Origin of the sequence: Pseudomonas sp. F01002 (assembly GCF_004402115.1) — a bacterium.
In the GTDB taxonomy this organism is placed as follows: domain Bacteria; phylum Pseudomonadota; class Gammaproteobacteria; order Pseudomonadales; family Pseudomonadaceae; genus Aquipseudomonas; species Aquipseudomonas frigoris.
Genome location: NZ_SOPU01000013.1, coordinates 24,601 through 48,163 on the forward strand (window position 1 = coordinate 24,601; position 23,563 = coordinate 48,163).

Consider the following 23,563-nt stretch of genomic DNA (forward strand, 5'->3'; position numbering starts at 1 on the left):
GATGAACAGCGTGGTTATCCCTCAAACCCCGGCCGGCGGCTCGCCGCTGCGCAGGTTTTCCAACCTGCTGTATCGCCGGCCGAACTTTTACCTGTCACTGCTGCTGGTGCCGCCGCTGCTCTGGTTTGGCGCGATCTACCTCGGCTCGCTGCTGGTTCTGCTGTGGCAAGGCTTCTACACCTTCGATGACTTCACCATGGCGGTCACGCCCGACCTGACCCTGGCGAACTTCGCTGCCCTGTTCCAGCCGTCGAACTTCGACATCATCCTGCGCACCTTGAGCATGGCCGTCGTCGTCTCGATCGCCAGCGCCATCGTCGCGTTCCCGATCGCCTACTACATGGCGCGCTACACCACTGGCAAAACCAAGGCGTTTTTCTACATCGCGGTGATGATGCCGATGTGGGCCAGTTACATCGTCAAGGCGTATGCCTGGACCTTGCTGCTGGCCAAGGGCGGCGTGGCGCAGTGGTTCGTTCAGCACCTGGGTCTTGAGCCGGTTTTGCAGTTCATTCTGGGCATTCCGGGCGTCGGCGGCAGCACCTTGTCGACCTCACACCTGGGCCGGTTCATGGTATTCGTCTACATCTGGCTGCCGTTCATGATCCTGCCGATCCAGGCCTCGCTGGAACGCCTGCCACCCTCGTTGCTGCAAGCTTCGGCCGACCTTGGTGCCAAGCCACGCCAGACCTTCATGCAAGTGACTTTGCCGCTGTCGATTCCGGGCATCGCGGCCGGTTCGATCTTCACCTTTTCGCTGACCCTGGGCGACTTCATCGTGCCGCAACTGGTGGGTCCGCCGGGCTACTTCGTCGGCGGCATGGTGTACGCCCAACAAGGCGCGATCGGCAACATGCCGATGGCCGCGGCCTTCACGTTGGTGCCGATGGTGTTGATCGCCATTTACCTGACTATCGTGAAACGACTGGGGGCCTTCGATGCGCTCTGATGCAAAAAAACAAAGACCAGAAACGCACGGGGAGAAAGCCTCGCTCGGCCTGCGCATCGCAGCCTGGGGGGGGTTGGTGTTTTTACATTTCCCGATCCTGATCATCTTCCTGTACGCCTTCAACACCGAAGACGCGGCGTTCAGTTTTCCGCCCAAGGGCTTCACCCTGAAGTGGATCGGCGTGGCGTTCTCCCGTCCCGACGTACTGGAAGCAATCAAGCTGTCGCTGCAGATTGCCTCCGCCGCGACGTTGATTGCGTTGGTTCTCGGCACACTGGCATCGGCGGCGTTGTACCGCCGGGATTTCTTCGGCAAGCAAGGCATCTCGCTGATGCTGATCCTGCCGATTGCCTTGCCCGGGATCATCACCGGTATCGCCTTGCTGGCGACCTTCAAGACGCTGGGGATCGAACCGGGGATGTTCACCATCATCGTCGGTCACGCGACCTTCTGTGTGGTGATCGTCTACAACAACGTCATCGCCCGCTTGCGTCGCACGTCTCACAGTTTGATCGAGGCCTCGATGGACCTCGGCGCCGACGGCTGGCAGACCTTCCGCTACATCGTCCTGCCGAACCTCGGCTCGGCGTTGCTGGCCGGCGGCATGTTGGCGTTTGCCCTGTCGTTCGACGAAATCATCGTCACCACCTTCACCGCCGGCCATGAACGCACCCTGCCGCTGTGGTTGTTGAACCAGCTCAGCCGCCCACGGGACGTGCCGGTGACCAACGTCGTCGCGATGCTGGTGATGATGGTGACCATGCTGCCGATCCTCGGCGCCTATTACCTGACCCGTGGCGGCGAAAGCGTTGCGGGCAGTGGCGGGAAATAACGAACAACGACTACTCCCTGTAGGAACCGGTTCAAATGTGGGAGCGGGCTTGCTCGCGAAAGCGGTGTATCAGCCAACATCAATTTTGAATGTGATGGCCCCTTCGCGAGCAAGCCCGCTCCCACATTTAGAGCCGGTTCCTATAGAGGAAAAACAACAGTTCCGAAGAGGACAAAGCCATGCAAACCAAACTCTTGATCAATGGCCAACTGATCGACGGCGAAGGCCCCGCCCAACCGGTGTTCAACCCGGCCCTCGGTCGTGTGTTGGTGGAAATCAACGAAGCCAGTGAAGCCCAGGTCGATGCCGCCGTGCGTGCCGCCGACAGCGCCTTCGAAGGCTGGTCGCAAACCACGCCGAAAGAACGCTCGCTGCTGCTGCTCAAACTCGCCGACGCCATTGAAGCCCACGGCGAAGAGCTGGCCAAACTGGAGTCGGACAACTGCGGCAAGCCTTACAGCGCCGCGCTGAACGACGAGATCCCGGCGATTGCCGACGTGTTCCGTTTCTTTGCCGGCGCCAGCCGTTGCATGAGCGGTTCGGCGGGCGGTGAATACCTGCACGGCCACACCTCGATGATCCGTCGCGACCCGGTCGGCGTGATCGCGTCCATCGCACCGTGGAACTACCCGCTGATGATGGTCGCCTGGAAAATCGCGCCGGCCCTCGCGGCGGGTAATACCGTGGTGCTCAAGCCGTCGGAACAAACCCCGCTGACTGCGCTGCGTCTGGCGCAACTGGCGTCGGAGATTTTCCCGGCCGGCGTGCTTAACCTGGTGTTCGGTCGTGGTCCTACGGTTGGCAGCCCACTGGTCACACACCCGAAAGTGCGCATGGTCTCGTTGACCGGTTCGATCGCCACCGGCTCGAACATCATTTCCAGCACCGCCGACAGCGTCAAACGCATGCACATGGAACTGGGCGGCAAGGCGCCGGTGATTATCTTCGACGACGCCGACATCGACGCCGCCGTGGAAGGCATCCGCACCTTCGGTTTCTACAACGCCGGCCAGGACTGCACCGCCGCCTGCCGCATCTACGCGCAGGAAGGTATCTACGACAAGTTCGTCGAGAAGCTCGGCGAAGCGGTCAGCAGCATCAAGTACGGTTTGCAGGATGATCCGGCGACCGAGTTGGGTCCGTTGATCACCGCTCAACACCGCGACCGCGTGGCCGGGTTTGTCGAGCGCGCTGTGGCGCAGCCGCATATCCGATTGATCACCGGCGGCAAAGCTGTTGAAGGTAATGGCTTCTTCTTCGAACCAACGGTGTTGGCCGACGCGCAACAGGACGACGAAATCGTCCGTCGCGAAGTGTTCGGGCCGGTGGTGTCGGTGACCAAATTCACCGATGAAGCACAGGTGCTGGGCTGGGCCAACGATTCGAACTACGGCCTGGCCTCGTCGGTCTGGACCTCGGACGTCGGTCGTGCGCATCGCTTGTCCGCACGCTTGCAGTACGGCTGCACCTGGGTGAATACGCACTTCATGCTGGTCAGCGAAATGCCGCACGGCGGTCAGAAACTGTCCGGTTATGGCAAGGACATGTCCATGTACGGGCTGGAGGACTACACCGTCGTTCGGCATGTGATGTTCAAGCATTAAAAGCATCGCGAGCGAGCTCGCTCCCACATTTGATCGCATTCCCCTGTGGGAGCGAGCTTGCTCGCGATGGCCTCACCGCAACATCAAGGAAGAAACCGGCACCCAGCACCTCCAGGTTCCACACCAAAGCAACCAAAACAATAACCACCGATCCGGGCAGCGCCGTCATGGCCCTGCCACGGTTTCGGACATCCGAAATCTGCCGATTTTCCGGAGCTAACACACCATGAGTGCATCACCCGAACTCTCCGCAGCCGTTGCCGACAGCGATGCCGAGCAACTACGCAAGCTGGGTTACACCTCGAACTTCAATCGCAGCATGAGCCTGTGGGAAAACTTCGCCCTGGGCTTCACTTATCTCTCCCCGGTCGTAGGGGTTTATACCCTGTTCGGCCTGTGTCTCGCCGCGGGTGGGCCACCGATGTTCTGGGCTTATTTGCTGGTCGGATGCGGCCAGTTGCTGGTGTGCCTGATCTTCGGTGAAGTGGTCTCGCAGTTCCCGATTTCCGGTGGCGTGTACCCGTGGGCTCGTCGCTTGGTGGGCAAGCGCTGGGCGTGGATGGTCGGCTGGATCTACTCCATCGCCCTGTGCGTCACCATCGCCGCCGTTGCGGTGGGCGCCGGTCCGTACCTGGCCGCCATGATGGGCTTTGAACCGAGCAACACCACCAACATCGTCATCGCACTGTTCCTGACCTTGTTCGCTACCCTGGTCAACCTCAGCGGCACCAAAGTGCTGGCGCGGATTGCCATGTTCGGCTTCCTCTGCGAGCTGGTTGGCGCGGTGATCGTCGGCCTATACCTGCTGATCTTCGAGCGTCATCAATCGATCAGTGTGTTGTTCAACACCTTCGATATCAGCGTCGATGGCTCGTATCTGCCGGCGTTCCTCACCGCCTCGCTGGCGGGGATGTTCCTGTACTACGGCTTCGAGGCCTGCGGCGATGTGGCCGAAGAAACCCCGAACCCGAGCAAACAGATCCCGGTGGCCATGCGCATGACCATCTACATCGGCGGCATCGCGGCGATGTTCGCCTGCCTGGCGCTGATCCTCGCGGTGCCGGACATGCAAGCGGTGATCAACGGCACCGACAAGGACCCGGTCACCACCATCCTCAACAACGCCTTCGGCCCGGTCGGTTCGAAAGTGGTGATGGGTGTGGTGATGATTTCCTTCATCTCTTGCGTCATCAGCCTGCAAGCGGCGGCGAGTCGTCTGCTGTATTCCTACGCTCGGGATGAAATGGTCATCGGCAGCTCACTGCTGAAGAAGATTTCCCCTACGACTCAAGTTCCGGTTGCGGCGCTGTTCGTGTCCGGCGTCCTGCCGGCGCTGATCATTGTGCTGGGCTTCTTCCTGCAGGATACCGTGGCAACCATCGTCAGCTTCGCGGCCATCGGCATCTACCTGGCGTTCCAGATGATCGTGCTCGCCGCGTTGTATGCGCGTTTGAAGGGCTGGAAACCAAGTGGCAAATTCACCCTTGGCGCCTGGGGCTGGGCCGTGAACATCAGTGCGCTGGTGTATGGCGTCGGCGCGATCATCAACATGGCCTGGCCGCGCACGCCGGATGCGGCGTGGTACATCAACTACGCGATGGTGTTGAGTACTGCGATCGTGATTGGGTTGGGGCTGGTTTACATGTGGCTTGCCAAGCCGTATGACCATGGGACTGCGCCTGCGGGGGACGCTTGGAAGGTTGGTCGATAAGGGTAATTACCCAGCCCGCAGTGATGCGGGCTGGGTTTGAGGTGTTAGATCGGTAGGGGTTTGGAGAGAATTTCGAATTCGTCCATCAGCAGATGGATTTCGGTGCTGGGGTTAGGTTCGCCGCTGATAGCAACGTCCTCGATAATCTTTGGTGCTAAATCTCTCGCCCTTTGGAAGGGCTCACCTAAAAGTTGTGCGAAATAGTTGGTGTCTTCGCCTTTTTCGTACTTATCCATGTTGGGTTTCTCTCTGAGGCTCTTGGCCAGCAAGTCGCCTGGAGAGTGCTTTCCAACCGCTCGAAATGGCTTTCGATTGAAACCGAAGTGCAGAAGCAGCCAAAACTCAAAACAGGGGTAGGAAGCGATGACTTTGATTTTCGGATGAGGCCTCGCCAGATTTATTGCTCGTTCAAAACACAGATGTGTATCGCGATCCAATGCACAAAACACCTTGTCGAAGCATTTCTGGCGGGCTATTGCTGTTTCTACAATGCCGCTTGGGTGTGTGACGCCACAGTGGGAAATTTCCACTTGAGCTTTGGCGCGAAAATGAAATGCAGCCTCCTCCAGATATCGTTTTCCTGACTTGCTGTCTTCACAGAGGATCAACACTTTGGGCTGAGGCTTGAACCGCGGTGCCTTTCGATCAAATAGTCGTATCGAACGCGCCATGATCAACCCCGCCTTATCAGTGGTAACCCGCGATAACGGCCTTCAAAGTAGCGTTTCTCGACATCCTCCCCTTCCCGTCCTTCAAAGTCGTAAACAGAAAAAAGGCAGGTTGCACCGTTAGCGTCTCTTTCGGTGATCCAGAACTGATCGCGGCGAAGCGCTTTGGCGTTCATTAGATGAGTGTCGTGAGTGGTAAAGATCAGTTGATTCTCCAACCCACTGTCCAGGTGTTTCTCAATCAAGTCCGCGACTATTGAGGGATGAAGGCTGCTGTCCAACTCATCGACAGACAGTATCCCGCTACCATCGGCGTGATTGATCATGATCCAGGGCAGCCAGAATCCAACCAGGTTTTTCGTACCGCCTGACTCCTCGGAAAAATCAAACTCCGCCTGGCCTAAAAGACTCGTATGCGTCAGGGTCACTTTGTCTTTTTGGGCTGCTGCGAAGAACTCTTTCAGTGTGAGTTTTTTGGTGCGTTGAACAGACTCTGCGTCTTCGGTGTTGAGCCGGATCGCTGACACCGGGATATCCACTTCTTTTAGAAAGTCTCGTAAATCATGTGTGTAATCCGATGCCATCCGAAGAAATCTGATGGACGCTGCTGACAACCCCATCATGTTGTTCTGCTCAATAACGAGTAGACCGGTTTGAAACCAGCTAAACGGCGCCCGCAACTGAGTCAACTCTTCGCTACTGTTCGCAACCGCCTGCGAAATAAACAACATCTTGGGACTCGTCAGACGCCGCCAAGCGTTGTGCACCTCTTTACCGCCCTCAAGGCTTGAGCCAAAAACATAATGCTCCCCCTCATCAACAAAACGACGTGAATACAACAGCGTTTCCTTACCTTTGGGATAGGAAACCAATTGTTCCTCGATAATCCGCTGTGCAGTCATGCGCAGAACAAACCGATATCGGATCCCGCGTTGAATGAAGTTGTACTCAAAAGAACTGGGTTCGTTTTGAAGTTGCGGGTCAAAACGAAATGGCGAGACCGGTAGCGGCTCATCATTTGATGAAGGTATCGAAGCGAGCAAACTCCCCATGATCCCCATCGCCCGGATAAGCGAAGACTTACCGGATGCGTTCGGTCCGTAAATCGCCGCCACCTTCAATAAATCAGGCAGTTTTTCTCCATTTACGATAGGTGTGAACACGTTGCGCTTTTTGCTCAAGCGCGGCGTCGCAGCCATGGACAGGGTTTGTTTGTCACGGAAGGAGCGATAATTGGAAACTGAAAATTCGATCAACATGTAGCAAACCTGCAGTTCGTTCCTGAATGCAGGAAAAACTATAGGAAAAACCACGGCTGTGATGCTGCTTGACTGCACCTCATGCAAAAACAGGCAATTCCTACAGATCGAACCTTCCGGCATAGACACCGATTCCTACAGCATGCGGCGCCAAGGTAGACTTGGCGCCGCGAGCGCCTGAACGATAGGCTTTACCTCGTCGCTGTCAAATCAGCGACCCGGGGTCGAAGCCGGGAAATTTCAAAACGGTGCTTACGCGCCCCCCATAGGATTGAGGCAGTTTTATGTCTTCAGTTCTGATTTATGGCGGGCCGTGTGGCGCGGGCCTTCCGGCTTCCGTTTTGATTGGAAGTGTCCCGACTTCGAACGCCACTCGGTCCGCCACCCAACCTGTCGAAGGGTTGGTGGCGACTTTCCTACTCAAAACGGAAGTCACTTCATGTCAGCACACGCTCAAAACTCGCTTCTACCTTACTTCACCCCAACCATCTTCACCCGCCACAACCGCTTCCTCCATGCCTTCATGCAGGACAACCAAGCCTGGTTCTGCGTCCAGGATCTCGGTCGCTTGATGGGCCGCCCGATGGACCAACGCCTCACCCTGAAACTCGATCCGGACCAGCGTCGATACGTCTGGCTGCTCAAGAACGGCAAAACGGTCGAATCGCTGATGGTCAGCGAATCAGGGATGTACGCCCTATTGATTCACCATTTTGTCCCGGAAAACCGAAACCTGCGCCAATGGCTGAGCAACGAAGTCATACCTTCGCTGCGTGAGTCGAAAGCGACATCTGTGGATAACATTCCAAGCCTGAGTTCATTGCAGTGGGCAGGCATCTCGGTGCCGCTGTTGCATTGGCAGCATCAAGCGTGGATCAAGTGGCGGGACATGCCTGATCTGATGCAGGCACAACGGCCGTTCACGATCGTGGGCACTTGCAGTTGAAGGTAGAGTGAAAAAATGAAAAAGGGGCGGACTTCACAGTCCGCCCCTTTTGGTTTGAATACGCCTGTTCAATCTCCCGCAAGAGCAATCCGCAGCCATGAGCAAACCGCGCATCACCAGCCAAAGCGTCACTGAAGTGATTCCAAGTGATAGCGCCTTTTCAGAAAAGTATCTGCAACAAACCATCGAGCAAAAAAATATCGCGGCTCGTCGCCAAGCAATCCACGAAGGCATCATCGACGCCGATACTGGCAAGCTGACCAGCCTGGCCACCGTAAAAGCCAAATGGCCTTCACGGTAACCATCCCCGGTCAAAACCTCGAAACACTCCTCATCGCATCCACCAGGTACCGCATCGCAATCTGGTCGCTTTCCGACAGCTCCCGATAGCGCTCAAGCAACTTCATCTCATCCGAACTGAGCCTACGCCTTCGGCGCACAGTGGTCAGGCAAGGAAAGATTCCCAGCAACTGGGTGATGCCTTGTACTTTCGTCATGGACGATGTCCTTCTATAAGCCCGAGAAAACTTCAAAAACCGCATCGCCCTCTCCTTTTTGTAGTCGCCGGCCTGAAGGGCAGAGGTCGGTCATGAACACAGAATAGGAACTATCGCAGCGCTGAAAAGCGATTTTTAGAGTAATTAGTCGAAAAAAGCAGGAATGCCCTATAAATCAGAAAGTACTGTCGGAAAACTTAACCGACATTTCTTGTTTCATTGCCACGAAGCCAAAGTGCTACCAATCATTTTTTCTACACAACCGAACGGTTTAAGCTATTTGTTATCTGTTTAATGTCCGTTGCGTTTGGCCGAAGGCATGTCCGAACCTTTATTTTTGATCCAGCACGTGCCAGGAACGGCGCGGGATTGTTCACGACAGGTTGAACTTATGCACCGCAGGAATTTGCTCAAAGCATCCATGGCCATCGCTGCCTATACCGGATTATCAGCCACCGGCCTGCTGGCTTCGTGGGCCTGGGCCGGTACCGGCGCGGCGGATGGCGAAGCTCAGGCGTTCGACTTCGAAGCGCTGAAGATCCAGGCCAAGCAGCTCGCCGGCAATCGCTATCAGGACACCAAGCAGGTGCTGCCGCCGACCCTGGCGACCATGACGCCGCAGAACTTCAACGCGATCCGCTACGACGGCAACCACTCGCTGTGGAATGACCTCAACGGTCAGCTGGATGTGCAGTTCTTCCACGTGGGCATGGGTTTCAAACAACCGGTGCGCATGTACAGCGTCGACCCCAAGACACGTCAGGCGCGAGAGGTGCATTTCCGCCCGTCCCTGTTCAACTATGAAAAAACCACGGTCGATACCAAACAGCTCACGGGCGACCTGGGGTTTTCCGGGTTCAAGCTGTTCAAGGCCCCGGAGCTGGACCAGCACGACGTGCTGTCCTTCCTCGGCGCCAGCTATTTCCGTGCCGTCGATGCCTCAGGCCAGTACGGTCTGTCGGCACGCGGTCTGGCGATTGATACCTATGCCAAGAAGCGTGAAGAATTCCCGGACTTCACCAAATTCTGGTTCGAGACTCCGGACAAGGACAGTACCCGTTTCGTGGTCTACGCCCTGCTGGATTCACCGAGCGCCACCGGTGCCTACCGTTTCGACATCGACTGTCAGGCCAGCCAGGTCGTCATGGGCATCGACGCACACATCAATGCGCGCACCGCCATCGAACAACTGGGCATCGCGCCGATGACCAGCATGTTCAGCTGCGGCACCCATGAACGGCGCATGTGCGACACGATTCACCCGCAAATCCACGACTCTGATCGCCTGGCCATGTGGCGTGGCAACGGCGAGTGGATCTGCCGCCCGCTGAACAACCCGTCCACCCTGCAATTCAATGCCTTCGCCGACACCGACCCGAAAGGTTTCGGCCTGGTGCAGACCGATCATGAGTTCGACAGCTATCAAGACACCGTTGACTGGTACAGCAAGCGTCCGAGCCTGTGGGTAGAACCTACGACCGCGTGGGGCGAAGGCTCTATTGATCTGATGGAAATTCCTACAACCGGCGAAACCCTGGATAACATCGTCGCGTTCTGGACCCCGAAAAAACCGGTCGCGGCCGGGGACTCACTGAACTACGGCTACAAGCTGTACTGGAGCGCACTGCCACCGGTCGGCACGCCGTTGGCGCGGGTCAACGCCACTCGTTCGGGCATGGGCGGTTTCATCGAAGGTTGGGCACCTGGCGAGCATTACCCGGAAGTTTGGGCTCGACGGTTTGCCGTGGACTTCACGGGTGGCGGTCTGGACCGCTTGCCTGAAGGCGCGGGGATCGAGCCGGTGGTCACGTGCTCGAATGGGCAGGTCAAGGATTTCAACGTGCTGGTGCTGGATGACATCAAGGGTTACCGCATTACCTTTGACTGGTACCCAACCAATGACAGTGTGGCGCCGGTGGAGCTGCGGTTGTTCATTCGCACCCATGATCGCACGTTGAGTGAAACCTGGTTGTACCAGTACTTCCCGCCTGCGCCTGAGAAGCGCAAGTACACCTGAAGACAAGATCAAAAGATCGCAGGCTGCGCCAGCTCCTACATGGGATTGCATTCCTTTGTAGGAGCTGCCAAAGGCTGCGATCGTTTGATGTTAAAAAGCCCCGATCTATTGATCGGGGCTTTTTGGTTTTACAGCGTCAATCAGTCGCGCAAATCCGACTCGTGAATCGGCTGTTCACGATGGGTGGCCCGCTGATACTGCGCCGGCCAGATGGCCTTGCGTCCCCCCAGGTCATCATCGGCATGCAGTGGCCAGTACGGATCGCGCAACAGTTCACGGGCGAGAAAGATGATGTCAGCCTGGCAGGTGCGCAGAATGTGCTCGGCCTGTGCCGGCTCGGTGATCATTCCTACCGTGCCGGTGGCAATACCTGACTCTTTGCGCACACGTTCAGCGAAGCGGGTTTGATAACCGGGACCTGTAGGAATCTCGGCGTTCGCCGCCGTACCGCCCGACGAGACGTCAATCAGGTCTACGCCCAACGCCTTGAGGCGTCGCGCCAGCTCGACCGTTTCATCGGGGTTCCAGCCGTCTTCCACCCAATCGGTGGCCGACACCCGCACGAACAGCGGTAGCTCTTCAGGCCACACCGCACGAACCGCTTCGGTGACTTGCAGCACCAGCCGGATGCGATTCTCGAACGAACCACCATATTGATCGCGCCGCTGATTGCTCAAGGGCGAAAGAAACTGATGCAACAGGTAACCGTGGGCGGCGTGTATTTCCACCACTTTGAAACCGGCGGTCAGCGCCCGTTTGGCCGAAGCGACAAAGGCCTGAATGACCTCAGCGATCTCGCCATCATCGAGCTGCTTGGGGTGGGTGTGCTGCGGGTCGAAAGCAATCGGCGAAGGGCCCACCGGAACCCAGCCACCGTCTTCGGGTTTGACGCTGCCATGTTTACCGATCCACGGCCGATGGGTGCTGGCCTTACGCCCGGCGTGAGCCAACTGAATGCCGGCCACAGCGCCTTGTGCCGCAATGAAGCGAGTGATGCGTTGCAACGGTTCGATCTGTTCATCGTTCCACAGGCCGAGGTCCTCGGCGGTGATGCGCCCGTCGGCCGTGACCGCCGTGGCTTCGGTAAACACCAGGCCGGCCCCGCCGACAGCGCGGCTGCCGAGGTGGACCAGGTGCCAGTCATTGGCCAGTCCATCGACGCTGGAGTACTGGCACATCGGCGACACCGCAATGCGGTTGAGCAGGGTCAATTGGCGAAGGGTATAGGGTTCAAGCAGCAGACTCATGGGGCACCTCTCGAATCAGTGGGCAGGCTCCAGGGTTCTGTTTGAAAAGTCGACGAGTGACAGGAAAAAGGTGCAACACCCGCCCCCGCGGGAAAAAATTCGACAAGACGTCACAAGGATAATCAAGCAGTGCTTAGAGCCTAGTCGACAACGGGGGAAGGTGGAGGGTTCCGGGGAGATTTGGCGCCTGGGAGATCGCCATCTCGAGCAAGCTCGCTCCCACAGTGGATCTGCGTTGTTCACAAAACCAATGTGGGAGCGAGCTTGCTCGCGATGGGGTCAACGCGGTTCGATGTGGGCAATCATCAACTGCACCGTCTCGTTGCCACGGAACTCGTTGAGGTCGAGTTTGTAGGCCAATTCCACCCATTTGATGGTCGGATTCGGCCAGATGTCGCGGTCGATTCCGAAGGCAATGCCATCCAGCTTCACCGAACCACATTCACTCTTCAGCACCACTTTGAGGTGCCGCTCGCCGACCACTCGCTGCTCGACCAACTGGAACACGCCGTGGAACAGCGGCTCCGGGAAGTGCTGCCCCCAAGGTCCGGCATGGCGCAGGGCGCGGGCCAGTTCCAGGTGGAATTCCTCGACCGCCAGGGTGCCGTCCGACAGCAGGCGCCCGGTCAGGTCTTCTTCGCGCAATTGCCTACGCACTTCCGCGTCAAAGGCTTCGGCGAACAACGGAAAATTCGCTTCCGGCAGCGTCAGGCCGGCGGCCATGGCATGGCCGCCGTATTTGCTGATCAGATTCGGATGCTGCGCCGCCACCACGCTCAACGCGTCGCGAATATGAAACCCCTGAACCGAACGCCCCGAGCCCTTGAGCAAGCCATCGCCGGCATCGGCAAAGGCAATGGTCGGACGGAAATAGCGATCTTTCATACGCGATGCGAGGATTCCGATGACACCCTGGTGCCACTCGGGATCGAACAGGCACAAGCCGAACGGCATCGACTCGACCGGCAAATCCTTCAGTTGAGCCAGCGCTTCACGCTGCATGCCCTGCTCGATGGATTTACGGTCCTGGTTCATGCCGTCGAGTTGAGCGGCCATTTCACGCGCCAGACCAGCGTCTTCGGTGAGCAGGCATTCGATGCCCAGGCTCATGTCATCCAGACGCCCCGCCGCATTCAGACGCGGGCCAACAATGAAACCCAGGTCAGTAGAGGTGATGCGCGTGTGGTCACGCTTGGCGACTTCGAGGATCGCCTTGATCCCCGGCCGCGCGCGCCCGGCGCGAATCCGCTCCAGGCCTTGGTGCACCAGTATCCGGTTGTTGGCATCCAGCGGTACCACGTCGGCGACGCTGCCCAGCGCCACCAAGTCCAGCAACTCGCCGATGTTCGGCTGCGGCTTGCTCTCGTACCAGCCGAGGCTGCGCAAACGCGCACGCAGGGCCATCAGCACATAGAAAATCACCCCGACGCCGGCCAGCGCCTTGCTCGGGAACTCGCAACCTGGCTGGTTCGGATTGACGATGGCATCGGCCAGCGGCAATTCGTCACCGGGCAAGTGGTGGTCGGTGATCAGCACCTGGAGCCCGGCCTTTTTCGCCGCCGCCACGCCTTCAACGCTGGAGATACCGTTGTCCACAGTGATCAGCAACTGGGGTGTACGGGTCAGCGCCACTTCGACGATTTCCGGCGTCAGGCCGTAGCCATACTCGAATCGGTTCGGCACCAAATAGTCGACGTGCGCCGCGCCCAGCAGGCGCAAGCCCAACATGCCCACGGTACTGGCCGTCGCGCCATCGGCGTCGAAGTCACCGACGATCAGAATCCGCTGACGCTGCTCCAGCGCCGTCACCAGCAAATCCACCGCTGCATCGATGCCTTTGAGTTGCTGGAATGGAATCAACCGCGCCAGGCTCTTGTCCAGTTCAGCCTCGGACTGCACGCCCCGCGCCGCGTACAGACGGGTCAGCAGCGGCGGCAGATCACCGAGGAATGGCAGGGTGTCGGGCAACAGGCGAGGTTCGATGCGCATGGGGTGACAGGTGCTTCTCTTGAATACGTAGGATAAAAGCGGATAACGCGGACCAGCAGCGAATAATCAGCCGCGCTCGCCGCTCAGCCATTGCAACTGGACTTCATGCTGACCACGGTCGTCGGTGACAAAAATCGTCCCTTCGCTGATCATCACGTCCCACTTGATAACGCGGGGCATGTCCTTGGCCAGGGTTTCCAGCACTTCCTGTGGAACAGCAGCGATGTGCACGTTTTTCAGGTTCTTGATCGCCGGGATCACTTTGGTCTCCCAGACGCGCAGGCTGCCGTAAGCCAGCAGGCTGGTGCGCTCGGTGCGACGAGAGCACCAGGTCAGGCGATCGGCGTCTGGCTGGCCGACTTCAATCCAGTGCAGAACACGGTCGTCCAGGCTCTTTTCCCACAGGGCTGGTTCGTCCACGTCTGACAGACCGCGACCGAACGACAACTGCTCGTTGTACCAAAAGGCGTAGGCCAGCAGCCGCACGGTCATGCGCTCTTCGGTTTCCGAAGGGTGACGGGCGATGGTCTGCTTCACGCTCTCGTACACGCTGCGGTCGAGGTCGGTAAGGTTCAGTTCAAACTTGTAGGTCGTGGACGGCTGGGCCATGAACGGGCTTCTTGATACGGGGAAAGGCGGCAAGTCTAACCGATGCGGTAGACAATCCACGAATTGAAGGCGATCAACCTTGGTCGTCTGACGTTCGGCTATGTTAAAACCCTGTATTCGCTCAACCTTTGTCCTACAGGATCCAGTATGCCGCTCACCGGAAAACCGCTCTCAGGTCTGAAAGTCATTGAATTGGGTACGCTGATCGCCGGGCCGTTTGCCTCGCGCATTTGCGGCGAGTTCGGTGCCGAGGTGATCAAAATCGAGTCCCCCGATGGCGGCGATCCGTTGCGCAAATGGCGAAAACTGTATGAAGGCACCTCGCTGTGGTGGTTCGTCCAGGCACGCAACAAGAAGTCCCTGACCCTGAACCTCAAACACCCCGACGGCCTGGCGATCCTGAAAAAACTGCTCAGCGAAGCGGACATTCTGATTGAGAATTTTCGCCCGGGCGTGTTGGAAAAACTCGGTCTGGGCTGGGAAGTCTTGCACGCTCTGAACCCGAAACTGGTGATGGTGCGCCTCTCGGGTTTCGGCCAGACCGGGCCGATGAAAGATCAACCAGGCTTTGGCGCCGTCGGTGAATCCATGGGCGGTCTGCGCTACATCACCGGGTTCGAAGACCGGCCACCGGTGCGCACCGGTATTTCCATCGGTGACTCGATTGCCGCGCTCTGGGGCGTGATCGGTGCGCTGATGGCGTTGCGTCATCGCGAGGTTAACGGTGGACTCGGCCAAGTGGTGGATGTGGCGCTGTATGAAGCGATTTTCGCCATGATGGAAAGCATGGTCCCGGAGTTCGACGTGTTCGGCTTCATCCGCGAGCGCACCGGCAACATCATGCCGGGCATTACGCCCTCCTCGATCCACACCAGTGCCGACGGCAAACATGTGCAGATCGGCGCCAATGGCGATGCGATCTTCAAACGCTTCATGCTGATCATGGGTCGCGAGGACCTGGCCAACGACCCTGCGTTGGCGAGCAACGACGGACGCGATAGCCGTCGCGACGAAATTTATGGGGTGATTGATCGCTGGGTCAACTCGCTGCCTCTGGACACCATCATCGAGCAGTTGAATCAGGCCGACGTACCGGCCAGCCGGATCTTCAGCGCTGAAGACATGTTCAGTGATCCACAGTACCTGGCCCGGGAAATGTTCCTGAAGGCCAAGCTGCCGGACGGCAAAGATTTCAAGATGCCGGGAATTGTGCCGAAACTCTCTGAGACCCCCGGCACTTCGGAATGGGTCGGGCCGCAGTTGGGCGAACACAATGCGCAGGTACTCAACGATCTTGGTTACGACAAGGAACAGATCGCAAAGCTGCGTGAAGACGGGGCCATCTAAGCTGAGGCGTCTGCTTGCGCGGCCCATCAACCACTGCCTGACGCGCGGCGGACGAGCATTGTGCGCGTGCGCGTTTTTCCTGTTGCTCGCCGGCCAGGCTCAGCCAACGTTGGCGCAACCGAAGGAAACCCTGGTCTGGTTATTGCGCGACCTTCCTCCGCTGATGATTTTCGAAGGATCGAAAAAGGGCCAGGGCGTCATCGATCAACTGCTGCCGCTGCTGATCGCCCGCATGCCGCAATACGAACACACCCTGATGCGAGTCAATCGCGCTCGCGGCTTGCAAATGCTCCACGAGCCATCCCTCACGTGCGATGCGGCGCTGAATTGGAGCAAGGAGCGCGATGACTGGATCGCATTTTCCATCCCGGTCTTTCGGGCCATGAGTAACGGCCTGGCCGTGCGCCGCGTTGATCGGGAGATGCTGACGCCCTTTATCAATGATGGCGAAGTGGACCTGGCGGCCCTGCTGGCCAGTGGCCGCGAGAAACTGGGCATTATTGCCGAGCGCAACTACGGCGAATATCTCGACGCGCTCCTCAAACAAGCGCCAGCCAACTCACTGACCCTCCACTACGGTAACGATGCTTTGGGCAGCCTGTTGCAAATGCAACGCCTGGGGCGCTTGCGGATGCTGTTGGGGTACCGCTCGGAGATCCGCTACCAGGCCCAGCAGCAAGGGATCGCGGAAGATGAATTGCAGTTCTACCCGATTCGCGGCACGGGCAAATACCTGTCCGGTTACATCGGCTGTAGTGACACTCCCCAGGGCCGGCAGGCGATCATCGAGATCAACCAACTGCTGCGCACCCTGCCCCACGATCACTTGAGCGAAGCATACGCCGCCTGGCTGGACCTCGAGAGTCGCAGCGACTACCTGGAAGCCAGCCGGGCATTTTTCCTGCAGCAGGCCGAGCAATGACAAATCGCAGGCAAAAAGAAACCCCGAGAAGTGGGGAGACGACTCGGGGTTAAACGTGGCCTACATTAAGACCAGTGGCAGCAAGCTACAAGCACCGGAGCACAATGCTTGATCCTGCTGTTACATGGTCTGACTGACCTAAGCGCAGGAAGGTTCCCACAAAAAACAATTCAATTTCGGTTGGCCAGGATCTTGTCCTGAGCAGCATTACGCAACGCCGCGATGACGCAGGGCTCCAGCCTGCCTTCGGCGATCAGCACGTCGCGATGCAAACCGTCGACGACATCCGTCAGCAGACGTTTGCTGGTCAACTGGGCCTGATTGAACGCCCGCTCGACCACGATCGCGCCGGTCGCATTTTTCAGTGTCACCAGGCATTCGCCATGGTTTCCCGACGGGGTCAACGTTACCTGATACGGGCTCAGAGCTTCACCGAGCAATAGACTGATACTTTCCATCTCGATCCCCACTCATTAGTCCGAAAACAAAGTGCCTGGGGCGTGCCTACAATAAATGACCACTGGCTCGAGAAGAAAGTTCTGGATACCGACTGCTAGTGAACCTGCGCCGCGGGTCAATAGAGCATGCACGGCCAAGATGACAGAGAAAAAACAGCCGCCTCACGCCTGCTGCTTACGCTTGCCAATATCGGTCCATCCTCCCAGCAGGCCCCGCAGTTGTCCGTCGGCACCGTAAAAAGGCACCGTCCACTGATAGACATGCCTGACGCCGTTGTTGAACATCAATTGACGCTCACTGAAGCGCGTCTTGCGCGTACCGAGCTGGGCCATGAACTCTGCATGCAGCAGTTCGGCGGTCTCTTTGGGCAAGACGTCCAGTTCAATCAGCTGTCGTCCCTGAACCTGATCGAAACGGGTCGACAAGCCCTCCTCATAGCTTTTGTTGCACATGATCAAACGCCCTTCCAGATCACGAACAAACATCGGATCGGGCATGGCGTCCATCAACGCATGCTGGAAGGCGAGCTGATCGCTCAGACTTTTCTCGGCATCCAGGCGCTGCTGGATCAATACCGTGAGCCGGCGGTTCCAGAGCAAGGACATCAGGCCGAACAGACTGACGATAAACATTCCCCAGCAGCCCCACTCGGCGAGTCGGTGCCAGACGCCGGGCACCTTGACGGGGGCAATCCCATTGAGCCATTTCAGGCGAATGGCGCGCAATTCGGCAGGATCAAGCGCCTCAAGCGCCTTGTTGAGGATGCTCGACAGCTGAGGCTGACCTTTGCGTACGGCCAAGTGGTCCGCTTCCCATTTGCCCTCCACCGTATACCCGACCTTGAGCTGCCCGGACGGATAGAGTTGTGCTCCGGTTTCGTTTTCGATGGTGGCATAGGCCTCACCGCTCTCGACCAGCGCCCGGGCCTCCGCGTAGGTTTTAACCGAGCGCAGCTCGATGTCCGGATGGTCGCGGCGAATCGTGGCCTCCAGCGCATGCCGGGTCGGTAACACCAGAACCCTTCCCGACAGCTGCTCCAGGGATTGCACCTCTGGCGCCCCGGCCCGCCCGACGAACACCCAGCCAGCGCCACCGAACGCATGACTGAAATCCAGAAACGTCTTGCGTTCGTCATTCATCGCCAGCGTCGTGCTCATGTCCGCTGCGCCACTTTCCAGTCGCCCGAGCAACTGATCGGTGGAAAACGATTCTTCGTGAACAAACTGCAATCCCGTCATCGCGCTGATGCGGTTGAGCAGATCATTGTTCAAGCCGTTCCATTGGCCGTGCTCATCCTTGAACAGGTACAGCGGATATTGCACCGATGCGACGATGACTTTCGAATGCTCGGCAATCCATTTCAACTCCTGAGCATCCAGCTCGATCATTGGGCCAGCAATCGATCCTTTGGAATCGGTCGCCGCCAATTGCGACGCGCTCCCCCATTGAGCAAAGCCCAGGGTGCCGACTAAAAAAAACATCCAGCACGCGGCTGGTTTTAACCCTCTGAAAAACAGCATTGCCACTTCCTTGGTGATCGTCTCGCCCGCCCTTCATGGGCGGCTCTTCATTTACGAAACCCGACAAGTGTGGCATGCAGAAATGAGAAAGCCCGTCAGGAAACGGGCTTCAAAATGTGACAGTTTTAATCGGTTACAGAGGCTTGCCGCGGTTGCCATGCTGACTGACAAAGGCCTGCACGGCTTTCAGGTCATTTGGCAGCACGGTGCAGCGCTCATCTCGCTCAAACAATTCAGAAAGATGTGCAGGTAGTTCGAGCGCTTTTCCTACGCCGGCTTTTTCCACTGCGTCCGGGAATTTGACCGGATGCGCCGTACCGAGGATCACCATCGGGATATCCAGGCTGCGACGGCACTCGCGCGCAGCCTTCACGCCGATAGCGGTGTGCGGATCCAGCAGTTCGCCGGTTTGCTCAAAAACTTCAGCAATGGTTTCGCAGGTTTGAGCGTCATCCACGGCCAGCGAATCGAACAGCTTGCGGGCTTCGGTCCAACGTTCCTGTTCGACGCTGAAACCGCCACCTTGCTTGAAGGTGTCCATCAACCCGGCAATCGCTGCGCCGTTGCGACCGTGCAGGTCGAACAGCAGGCGTTCGAAGTTCGACGACACCATGATGTCCATCGACGGCGATAACGTGGCGTGCAGGGTGTCCTTGACGTACTGATTGCCGCTCATGAAGCGGTGCAGGATGTCGTTGCGGTTGGTGGCGACGATCAGTTGGTTGATCGGCAGGCCCATGTTGCGCGCCAGATAACCGGCGAAAATGTCACCGAAGTTGCCGGTCGGTACCGAGAACGATACCGAACGTGCCGGGCCGCCCAGCTGCAGGGCTGCATGGAAGTAGTAAACGATCTGGGCCATGATTCGCGCCCAGTTGATCGAATTCACCGCCACCAGACGCGTGCCTTTGAGGAAGCTCTGGTCGGCGAAGCTCGCCTTGACCATTTCCTGGCAGTCATCGAAGTTGCCTTCGATGGCGATGTTGTGGATGTTCTCGCCGAAAATGGTGGTCATCTGGCGACGCTGCACTTCGGACACGCGGTTGTGCGGGTGCAGGATGAAGATGTCGACGTTTTCGCAGTGCTTGCAGCCTTCGATAGCGGCCGAACCGGTGTCGCCGGACGTAGCGCCGACAATCACCACGCGCTCACCGCGTTTTTCCAACACGTAGTCGAGCAGACGACCAAGCAGCTGCAAGGCGAAGTCTTTGAACGCGAGGGTTGGGCCGTGGAACAGCTCCAGCACCCATTCGTTGCCATTCAGCTGACGCAACGGTGCCACGGCGTTGTGCGAGAACACACCGTAGGTTTCTTCAAGAATCTTTTTGAAATCGGCATCGGGGATGCTACCGGTGACGAACGGGCGCATCACCCGGAAGGCCAGTTCGTGATACGGCAGGCCGGCCCAGGAAGCGATTTCTTCCTGGGTGAAACGTGGCAGGTTTTCCGGGACGTACAGGCCACCGTCCGTGGCCAGACCGGCCAGCAGGACGTCTTCGAAATTCAGGGCCGGTGCCTGGCCGCGGGTACTGATATAACGCATGACTGGCTCCAATAGACAGTGTTCGCAAACCCGGGCTCGCAGGCGAGCCCGGTGAACGATAACGGCTTAGTTCAGGTGCTCGACGCGGATCCGTACGACCGGACCGACGACGCCCGTCAAGGCTTCCAGGGCGGCGATCGCGTCGTTCATGTGCTGTTCCAGCACGCGGTGAGTCAGCAGGATCATCGGCACCAGGCCGTCGTGTTCTTCGACTTCCTTCTGCATGATCGATTCGATGTTGATGCCGCGCTCCGACAGGATGCTCGCCACCTGCGCCAACACGCCCGGATGGTCCTTGGCCTGAATCCGCAGGTAATAGGAGCTTTCGCAGGCCTCGATCGGCAGGATCGGGTGGGCCGACAGCGAATCCGGCTGAAAGGCCAGGTGCGGTACGCGGTTTTCCGGGTCGGAAGTCATGGCGCGAACCACGTCCACCAGGTCGGCGATCACCGACGAAGCGGTCGGCTCCATGCCAGCGCCAGCGCCGTAGTACAGGGTCGAACCGGCGGCATCACCGTTGACCATCACCGCGTTCATCACGCCGTTGACGTTGGCGATCAGGCGATCGGCCGGAATCAGCGTCGGGTGCACGCGCAGTTCGATACCGGCCGCTGTGCTGCGCGCCACACCGAGGTGCTTGATGCGGTAGCCCAGCGCTTCGGCGTAGTTCACGTCAGCGGTGGTCAGCTTGGTGATGCCTTCGGTGTAGGCCTTGTCGAATTGCAGCGGGATGCCGAAGGCGATGGAGGCCAGGATCGTCAGCTTGTGGGCCGCATCGATGCCTTCAACGTCGAAGGTCGGATCGGCCTCGGCGTAACCCAGGGCTTGCGCCTCGGCGAGTACGTCTTCGAAAGTCCGGCCCTTCTCACGCATTTCGGTGAGGATGAAGTTGCCGGTGCCGTTGATGATGCCGGCGACCCAGTTGATGCGGTTGGCCGACAGGCCTTCACGGATCGCCTTGATCACCGGAATGCCACCGGCCACGGCGGCTTCGAACGCCACAATCACGCCCTTCTCCCGGGCCTTGGCGAAAATTTCATTACCGTGAACGGCGATCAACGCCTTGTTCGCGGTCACAACATGTTTTCCGTTCTCGATCGCTTTGAGTACCAGCTCGCGGGCAACGGTGTAGCCGCCCATCAGCTCTATGACGATGTCGATCTCAGGGTTCGTGGCCACTTCGAAGACATCGTTGGTAATCGCAATACCGGTCGTCTGGAACTGAGGCTTTGGCGTGCGCATGGCAATTTGTGCCACTTCGATTCCACGCCCGGCACGACGAGCAATTTCCTCGGCGTTACGCTGAAGTACGTTGAAGGTACCGCCACCGACGGTCCCTAACCCACAGATGCCTACTTTGACCGGTTTCACTGTGAACTCCCCATAAAACGGCCGACTCAAGGCCGGCCGTGAAAACAACCGCATGCTCGCGGTTCTCTATTAATGGCCCGGCGAATGCTGCCGCCGAACCATGATCGTCAATGGCTGACCGTGACGATGCGAATTTACTTCGCGCCCAGTGCCAGTTTGGCGACTTGTGGCGCAGGCTGGTAGCCCGGAATCACTTGGCCGTCGGCCAAAACGATGGCCGGTGTACCGTTCACGCCGATCGACTGACCGAGGGCGAACTGCTTGGAAACCGGGTTATCGCACTTGGCGGCCTTGATTTCCTTGCCGTCGACCATCTTGTCCATGGCGGCTTTCTTGTCTTTCGAGCACCAGACCGCTTGCAGCTGTTCGTCACCCGGCGAGCCCAGACCCTGGCGCGGGAACGCGACGTAACGCACTTCGATGCCGCGCTTGTTCAGCTCAGGCACTTCGGCGTGCAGCTTGTGGCAATACGGGCAGGTGGTATCGGTGAACACGGTGATGTGCGATTTGGTTTCGCCGATCGCTGGGTAGACCACGGTTTCAGCCACTGGAATCTCGTTGACCAGTTTGGAAACGCCCAGGCGTTCGGTCTTCTCGGTCAGGTTGACCGGCTTGCCGTCCTTGAGTTGGAACATGTAACCCTGAACGACGTACTGGCCGTCGGCGCTGGCGTAGAGTACGCGGCTGCCCTTGAGTTTGACTTCGTACAGACCTGGCAGCGGGCTGGCAGTGATGGTTTCTACCGGTACGTCGAGCTGGAGGTTTTCCAGGCTTTTACGAATGGCTTTGTCGGCCGCGTCATCGGCGACGGCAAAGGTGCTGACCAACGCAATGGCTGCGGCGGCGAAAATCTGGGTCAGACGCATGAGAACTCCTGAAGGCGGACAAATGGGACGATCAGAACGCCCGTACCGAAACACCGGGTCATAAACGCCCATCGTGCAAACCGGCAAAGCCTACCACATAAGGCCCCTGTGGCCGAATGCGGGTGATGCAGGATACCTAGTTCAAATGGCTCCGGACCTTTGTAGCAGCTGGCGAAGCCTGCGTTCGGCTGCGTAGCAGCCGTAAATCCTGAGTCCGCGTTTTAACTGAAACACCACAGCGCTTGATTTTACGACTGCTGCGCGGCCGAACGCAGGCTTCGCCAGCTGCTACAAGGGTTGCGGTTAGCCTCTGGGATGGTGTTTGGCGTGCAGGTCTTGCAAGCGGGCGCGGGCGACGTGGGTGTAGATCTGCGTGGTCGACAGATCGCTGTGACCGAGCAGCATTTGCACCACCCGCAGGTCGGCGCCGTGGTTGAGCAGGTGAGTGGCGAAGGCATGGCGCAAGGTGTGCGGCGACAGCGACTTGCCGATCCCGGCAACCTTGGCCTGGTGCTTGATGCGATGCCAGAAGGTCTGCCGAGTCATCTGCTCGCCGCGCTGGCTGGGGAACATGACATCGCTGGGACGCCCGCCAAGCAGCTCTTGGCGGCCATCGCGCAGGTAACGCTCGACCCAGACAATCGCCTCCTCGCCCATCGGCACCAGCCGCTCCTTGCTGCCCTTGCCCATCACTCGCAGCACACCTTGGCGCAGATTGACCTGCTCCAGTGTCAGGCTGATCAGCTCTGTCACACGCAAGCCACAGGCATAAAGCACTTCGAGCATGGCGCGGTCGCGCTGGCCGATGGCTTCGCTCAGGTCGGGGGCTTTTAACAAGGCCTCCACATCCGCTTCCGACAAGGATTTAGGCAGTGGTCGACCCAGCTGCGGCATATCGACACGCAAGGTCGGATCGACTGCAATCAACTTTTCCCGCAGCAAATAGCGATAAAAGCCACGCACGCCGGAGAGGAATCGCGCCGTCGAGCGGGGTTTGTAGTTTTGCTCCAGACGCCAGGCCAAGTGATCGAGGATCAATTCGCGGCCGGCATTGATCAACTCCAACCCTTTTTCCTGCAGCCAGCCGTTGAACAGGGCCAGGTCGCTGCGATAGGCATCACGGGTGTTATCGGAAAGACCTTTCTCCAGCCACAGAGCGTCGAGGAATTGGTCTATCAGGGGATGATCGATGGCAGGCATAAAGGCT

General features: G+C 58.4%; 21 protein-coding genes. 9 read left to right on the forward strand and 12 right to left on the reverse strand.

Going from position 1 to position 23,563, the window contains the following annotated elements:
* Window position 1 precedes the first annotated feature (1 nt).
* The 4 genes from E3W21_RS07205 to E3W21_RS07225 all read left to right on the forward strand — a co-directional run bounded on the left by E3W21_RS07205 (window position 2) and on the right by E3W21_RS07225 (window position 5,096).
* Window positions 2–949, forward strand: coding sequence for an ABC transporter permease (locus E3W21_RS07205; RefSeq protein ID WP_134418910.1), 948 nt, complete (start codon window positions 2–4; stop codon window positions 947–949).
* Window positions 939–1,781, forward strand: coding sequence for an ABC transporter permease (locus E3W21_RS07210; protein ID WP_134418911.1), 843 nt, complete (start codon window positions 939–941; stop codon window positions 1,779–1,781). Before E3W21_RS07205 ends, E3W21_RS07210 begins: the two co-directional genes overlap by 11 nt.
* Window positions 1,782–1,960: 179 nt before the next feature.
* Window positions 1,961–3,385, forward strand: a complete 1,425-nt coding sequence (locus E3W21_RS07220; protein WP_129441521.1) for a gamma-aminobutyraldehyde dehydrogenase — start codon at window positions 1,961–1,963, stop codon at window positions 3,383–3,385.
* Window positions 3,386–3,611: 226 nt separating this feature from the next.
* Entirely contained in the window at window positions 3,612–5,096 is a 1,485-nt protein-coding gene (locus E3W21_RS07225) for an APC family permease (RefSeq protein ID WP_134418913.1), read from the forward strand.
* A 44-nt stretch (window positions 5,097–5,140) separates the two neighbouring features.
* Here the strand turns inward: E3W21_RS07225 and E3W21_RS07230 are convergent, their stop codons facing one another.
* Both E3W21_RS07230 and E3W21_RS07235 read right to left on the reverse strand, forming a co-directional pair.
* The gene (locus E3W21_RS07230) at window positions 5,141–5,767 is read right to left on the reverse strand and encodes an RloB family protein (protein ID WP_134418914.1); all 627 of its coding nucleotides are present in this window, start codon (window positions 5,765–5,767) and stop codon (window positions 5,141–5,143) included.
* Window positions 5,768–5,769: 2 nt separating this feature from the next.
* The gene (locus E3W21_RS07235; RefSeq protein ID WP_134418915.1) at window positions 5,770–7,023 is read right to left on the reverse strand and encodes an ATP/GTP-binding protein; all 1,254 of its coding nucleotides are present in this window, start codon (window positions 7,021–7,023) and stop codon (window positions 5,770–5,772) included.
* Window positions 7,024–7,462: 439 nt separating this feature from the next.
* Between E3W21_RS07235 and E3W21_RS07240 the strand changes: the two genes are divergently transcribed.
* Window positions 7,463–7,969: a Bro-N domain-containing protein gene (locus E3W21_RS07240; protein WP_129441515.1), complete on the forward strand. Its 507-nt coding sequence runs from the start codon at window positions 7,463–7,465 to the stop codon at window positions 7,967–7,969.
* A 97-nt stretch (window positions 7,970–8,066) separates the two neighbouring features.
* Window positions 8,067–8,270, forward strand: coding sequence for a hypothetical protein (locus E3W21_RS07245; RefSeq protein ID WP_134418916.1), 204 nt, complete (start codon window positions 8,067–8,069; stop codon window positions 8,268–8,270).
* Between the two features lie 10 nt (window positions 8,271–8,280).
* Here the strand turns inward: E3W21_RS07245 and E3W21_RS07250 are convergent, their stop codons facing one another.
* The gene (locus E3W21_RS07250) at window positions 8,281–8,466 is read right to left on the reverse strand and encodes a hypothetical protein (protein ID WP_129441512.1); all 186 of its coding nucleotides are present in this window, start codon (window positions 8,464–8,466) and stop codon (window positions 8,281–8,283) included.
* A 391-nt stretch (window positions 8,467–8,857) separates the two neighbouring features.
* Between E3W21_RS07250 and E3W21_RS07255 the strand changes: the two genes are divergently transcribed.
* The gene (locus tag E3W21_RS07255) at window positions 8,858–10,483 is read left to right on the forward strand and encodes a glucan biosynthesis protein D (RefSeq protein ID WP_134418917.1); all 1,626 of its coding nucleotides are present in this window, start codon (window positions 8,858–8,860) and stop codon (window positions 10,481–10,483) included.
* Window positions 10,484–10,623: 140 nt separating this feature from the next.
* Here E3W21_RS07255 and E3W21_RS07260 read toward each other — a convergent pair whose 3' ends face one another.
* From E3W21_RS07260 to E3W21_RS07270, 3 genes are all read right to left on the reverse strand, one after another.
* Window positions 10,624–11,730 carry an NADH:flavin oxidoreductase/NADH oxidase gene (locus E3W21_RS07260; RefSeq protein WP_134418918.1) on the reverse strand — a complete coding sequence of 369 codons (1,107 nt, stop codon included), beginning with the start codon at window positions 11,728–11,730 and terminating at the stop codon, window positions 10,624–10,626.
* Window positions 11,731–12,009: 279 nt separating this feature from the next.
* Window positions 12,010–13,719 (reverse strand): single-stranded-DNA-specific exonuclease RecJ, encoded by a 1,710-nt coding sequence (gene recJ / locus E3W21_RS07265; RefSeq protein WP_134418919.1) that lies wholly within the window; start codon window positions 13,717–13,719, stop codon window positions 12,010–12,012.
* Between the two features lie 66 nt (window positions 13,720–13,785).
* On the reverse strand, window positions 13,786–14,328 hold the full coding sequence (locus tag E3W21_RS07270; RefSeq protein WP_007897614.1) for a YaeQ family protein: 543 nt from the start codon (window positions 14,326–14,328) through the stop codon (window positions 13,786–13,788).
* Between the two features lie 147 nt (window positions 14,329–14,475).
* On the opposite strand from E3W21_RS07270, the gene E3W21_RS07275 reads away from it, so the two are divergent.
* Entirely contained in the window at window positions 14,476–15,675 is a 1,200-nt protein-coding gene (locus E3W21_RS07275) for a CaiB/BaiF CoA-transferase family protein (RefSeq protein WP_129441504.1), read from the forward strand.
* Window positions 15,656–16,597 carry a TIGR02285 family protein gene (locus E3W21_RS07280; protein WP_371927049.1) on the forward strand — a complete coding sequence of 314 codons (942 nt, stop codon included), beginning with the start codon at window positions 15,656–15,658 and terminating at the stop codon, window positions 16,595–16,597. Before E3W21_RS07275 ends, E3W21_RS07280 begins: the two co-directional genes overlap by 20 nt.
* A 170-nt stretch (window positions 16,598–16,767) precedes the next feature.
* Here E3W21_RS07280 and E3W21_RS07285 read toward each other — a convergent pair whose 3' ends face one another.
* The 6 genes from E3W21_RS07285 to xerD all read right to left on the reverse strand — a co-directional run bounded on the left by E3W21_RS07285 (window position 16,768) and on the right by xerD (window position 23,556).
* A complete protein-coding gene (locus tag E3W21_RS07285; protein ID WP_129441500.1) occupies window positions 16,768–17,055 on the reverse strand; it encodes a DUF3509 domain-containing protein in 288 nt (95 codons plus the stop codon).
* 162 nt (window positions 17,056–17,217) lie between these two features.
* The gene (locus E3W21_RS07290; protein ID WP_134418921.1) at window positions 17,218–18,576 is read right to left on the reverse strand and encodes a transporter substrate-binding domain-containing protein; all 1,359 of its coding nucleotides are present in this window, start codon (window positions 18,574–18,576) and stop codon (window positions 17,218–17,220) included.
* A gap of 133 nt (window positions 18,577–18,709) precedes the next feature.
* Window positions 18,710–20,119, reverse strand: a complete 1,410-nt coding sequence (gene thrC / locus E3W21_RS07295; protein ID WP_134418922.1) for a threonine synthase — start codon at window positions 20,117–20,119, stop codon at window positions 18,710–18,712.
* 66 nt (window positions 20,120–20,185) lie between these two features.
* On the reverse strand, window positions 20,186–21,490 hold the full coding sequence (locus tag E3W21_RS07300; protein ID WP_134418923.1) for a homoserine dehydrogenase: 1,305 nt from the start codon (window positions 21,488–21,490) through the stop codon (window positions 20,186–20,188).
* Between the two features lie 134 nt (window positions 21,491–21,624).
* Window positions 21,625–22,356 (reverse strand): bifunctional protein-disulfide isomerase/oxidoreductase DsbC, encoded by a 732-nt coding sequence (gene dsbC, locus E3W21_RS07305; protein ID WP_129441493.1) that lies wholly within the window; start codon window positions 22,354–22,356, stop codon window positions 21,625–21,627.
* 303 nt (window positions 22,357–22,659) lie between these two features.
* Window positions 22,660–23,556: a site-specific tyrosine recombinase XerD gene (gene xerD, locus E3W21_RS07310; RefSeq protein ID WP_008151625.1), complete on the reverse strand. Its 897-nt coding sequence runs from the start codon at window positions 23,554–23,556 to the stop codon at window positions 22,660–22,662.
* Window positions 23,557–23,563 lie beyond the last annotated feature (7 nt).

What these genes read in the sequence shown, in the direction of transcription:
- E3W21_RS07205 (WP_134418910.1), top strand. Translation starts at nt 2, where the DNA reads ATGAACAGCGTGGTTATCCCTCAAACCCCGGCCGGCGGCTCGCCGCTG.
- E3W21_RS07210 (WP_134418911.1), top strand. Translation starts at nt 939, where the DNA reads ATGCGCTCTGATGCAAAAAAACAAAGACCAGAAACGCACGGGGAGAAA.
- E3W21_RS07220 (WP_129441521.1), top strand. Translation starts at nt 1,961, where the DNA reads ATGCAAACCAAACTCTTGATCAATGGCCAACTGATCGACGGCGAAGGC.
- E3W21_RS07225 (WP_134418913.1), top strand. Translation starts at nt 3,612, where the DNA reads ATGAGTGCATCACCCGAACTCTCCGCAGCCGTTGCCGACAGCGATGCC.
- E3W21_RS07230 (WP_134418914.1), bottom strand. Translation starts at nt 5,767, where the DNA reads ATGGCGCGTTCGATACGACTATTTGATCGAAAGGCACCGCGGTTCAAG.
- E3W21_RS07235 (WP_134418915.1), bottom strand. Translation starts at nt 7,023, where the DNA reads ATGTTGATCGAATTTTCAGTTTCCAATTATCGCTCCTTCCGTGACAAA.
- E3W21_RS07240 (WP_129441515.1), top strand. Translation starts at nt 7,463, where the DNA reads ATGTCAGCACACGCTCAAAACTCGCTTCTACCTTACTTCACCCCAACC.
- E3W21_RS07245 (WP_134418916.1), top strand. Translation starts at nt 8,067, where the DNA reads ATGAGCAAACCGCGCATCACCAGCCAAAGCGTCACTGAAGTGATTCCA.
- E3W21_RS07250 (WP_129441512.1), bottom strand. Translation starts at nt 8,466, where the DNA reads ATGACGAAAGTACAAGGCATCACCCAGTTGCTGGGAATCTTTCCTTGC.
- E3W21_RS07255 (WP_134418917.1), top strand. Translation starts at nt 8,858, where the DNA reads ATGCACCGCAGGAATTTGCTCAAAGCATCCATGGCCATCGCTGCCTAT.
- E3W21_RS07260 (WP_134418918.1), bottom strand. Translation starts at nt 11,730, where the DNA reads ATGAGTCTGCTGCTTGAACCCTATACCCTTCGCCAATTGACCCTGCTC.
- recJ (WP_134418919.1), bottom strand. Translation starts at nt 13,719, where the DNA reads ATGCGCATCGAACCTCGCCTGTTGCCCGACACCCTGCCATTCCTCGGT.
- E3W21_RS07270 (WP_007897614.1), bottom strand. Translation starts at nt 14,328, where the DNA reads ATGGCCCAGCCGTCCACGACCTACAAGTTTGAACTGAACCTTACCGAC.
- E3W21_RS07275 (WP_129441504.1), top strand. Translation starts at nt 14,476, where the DNA reads ATGCCGCTCACCGGAAAACCGCTCTCAGGTCTGAAAGTCATTGAATTG.
- E3W21_RS07285 (WP_129441500.1), bottom strand. Translation starts at nt 17,055, where the DNA reads ATGGAAAGTATCAGTCTATTGCTCGGTGAAGCTCTGAGCCCGTATCAG.
- E3W21_RS07290 (WP_134418921.1), bottom strand. Translation starts at nt 18,576, where the DNA reads ATGCTGTTTTTCAGAGGGTTAAAACCAGCCGCGTGCTGGATGTTTTTT.
- thrC (WP_134418922.1), bottom strand. Translation starts at nt 20,119, where the DNA reads ATGCGTTATATCAGTACCCGCGGCCAGGCACCGGCCCTGAATTTCGAA.
- dsbC (WP_129441493.1), bottom strand. Translation starts at nt 22,356, where the DNA reads ATGCGTCTGACCCAGATTTTCGCCGCCGCAGCCATTGCGTTGGTCAGC.
- xerD (WP_008151625.1), bottom strand. Translation starts at nt 23,556, where the DNA reads ATGCCTGCCATCGATCATCCCCTGATAGACCAATTCCTCGACGCTCTG.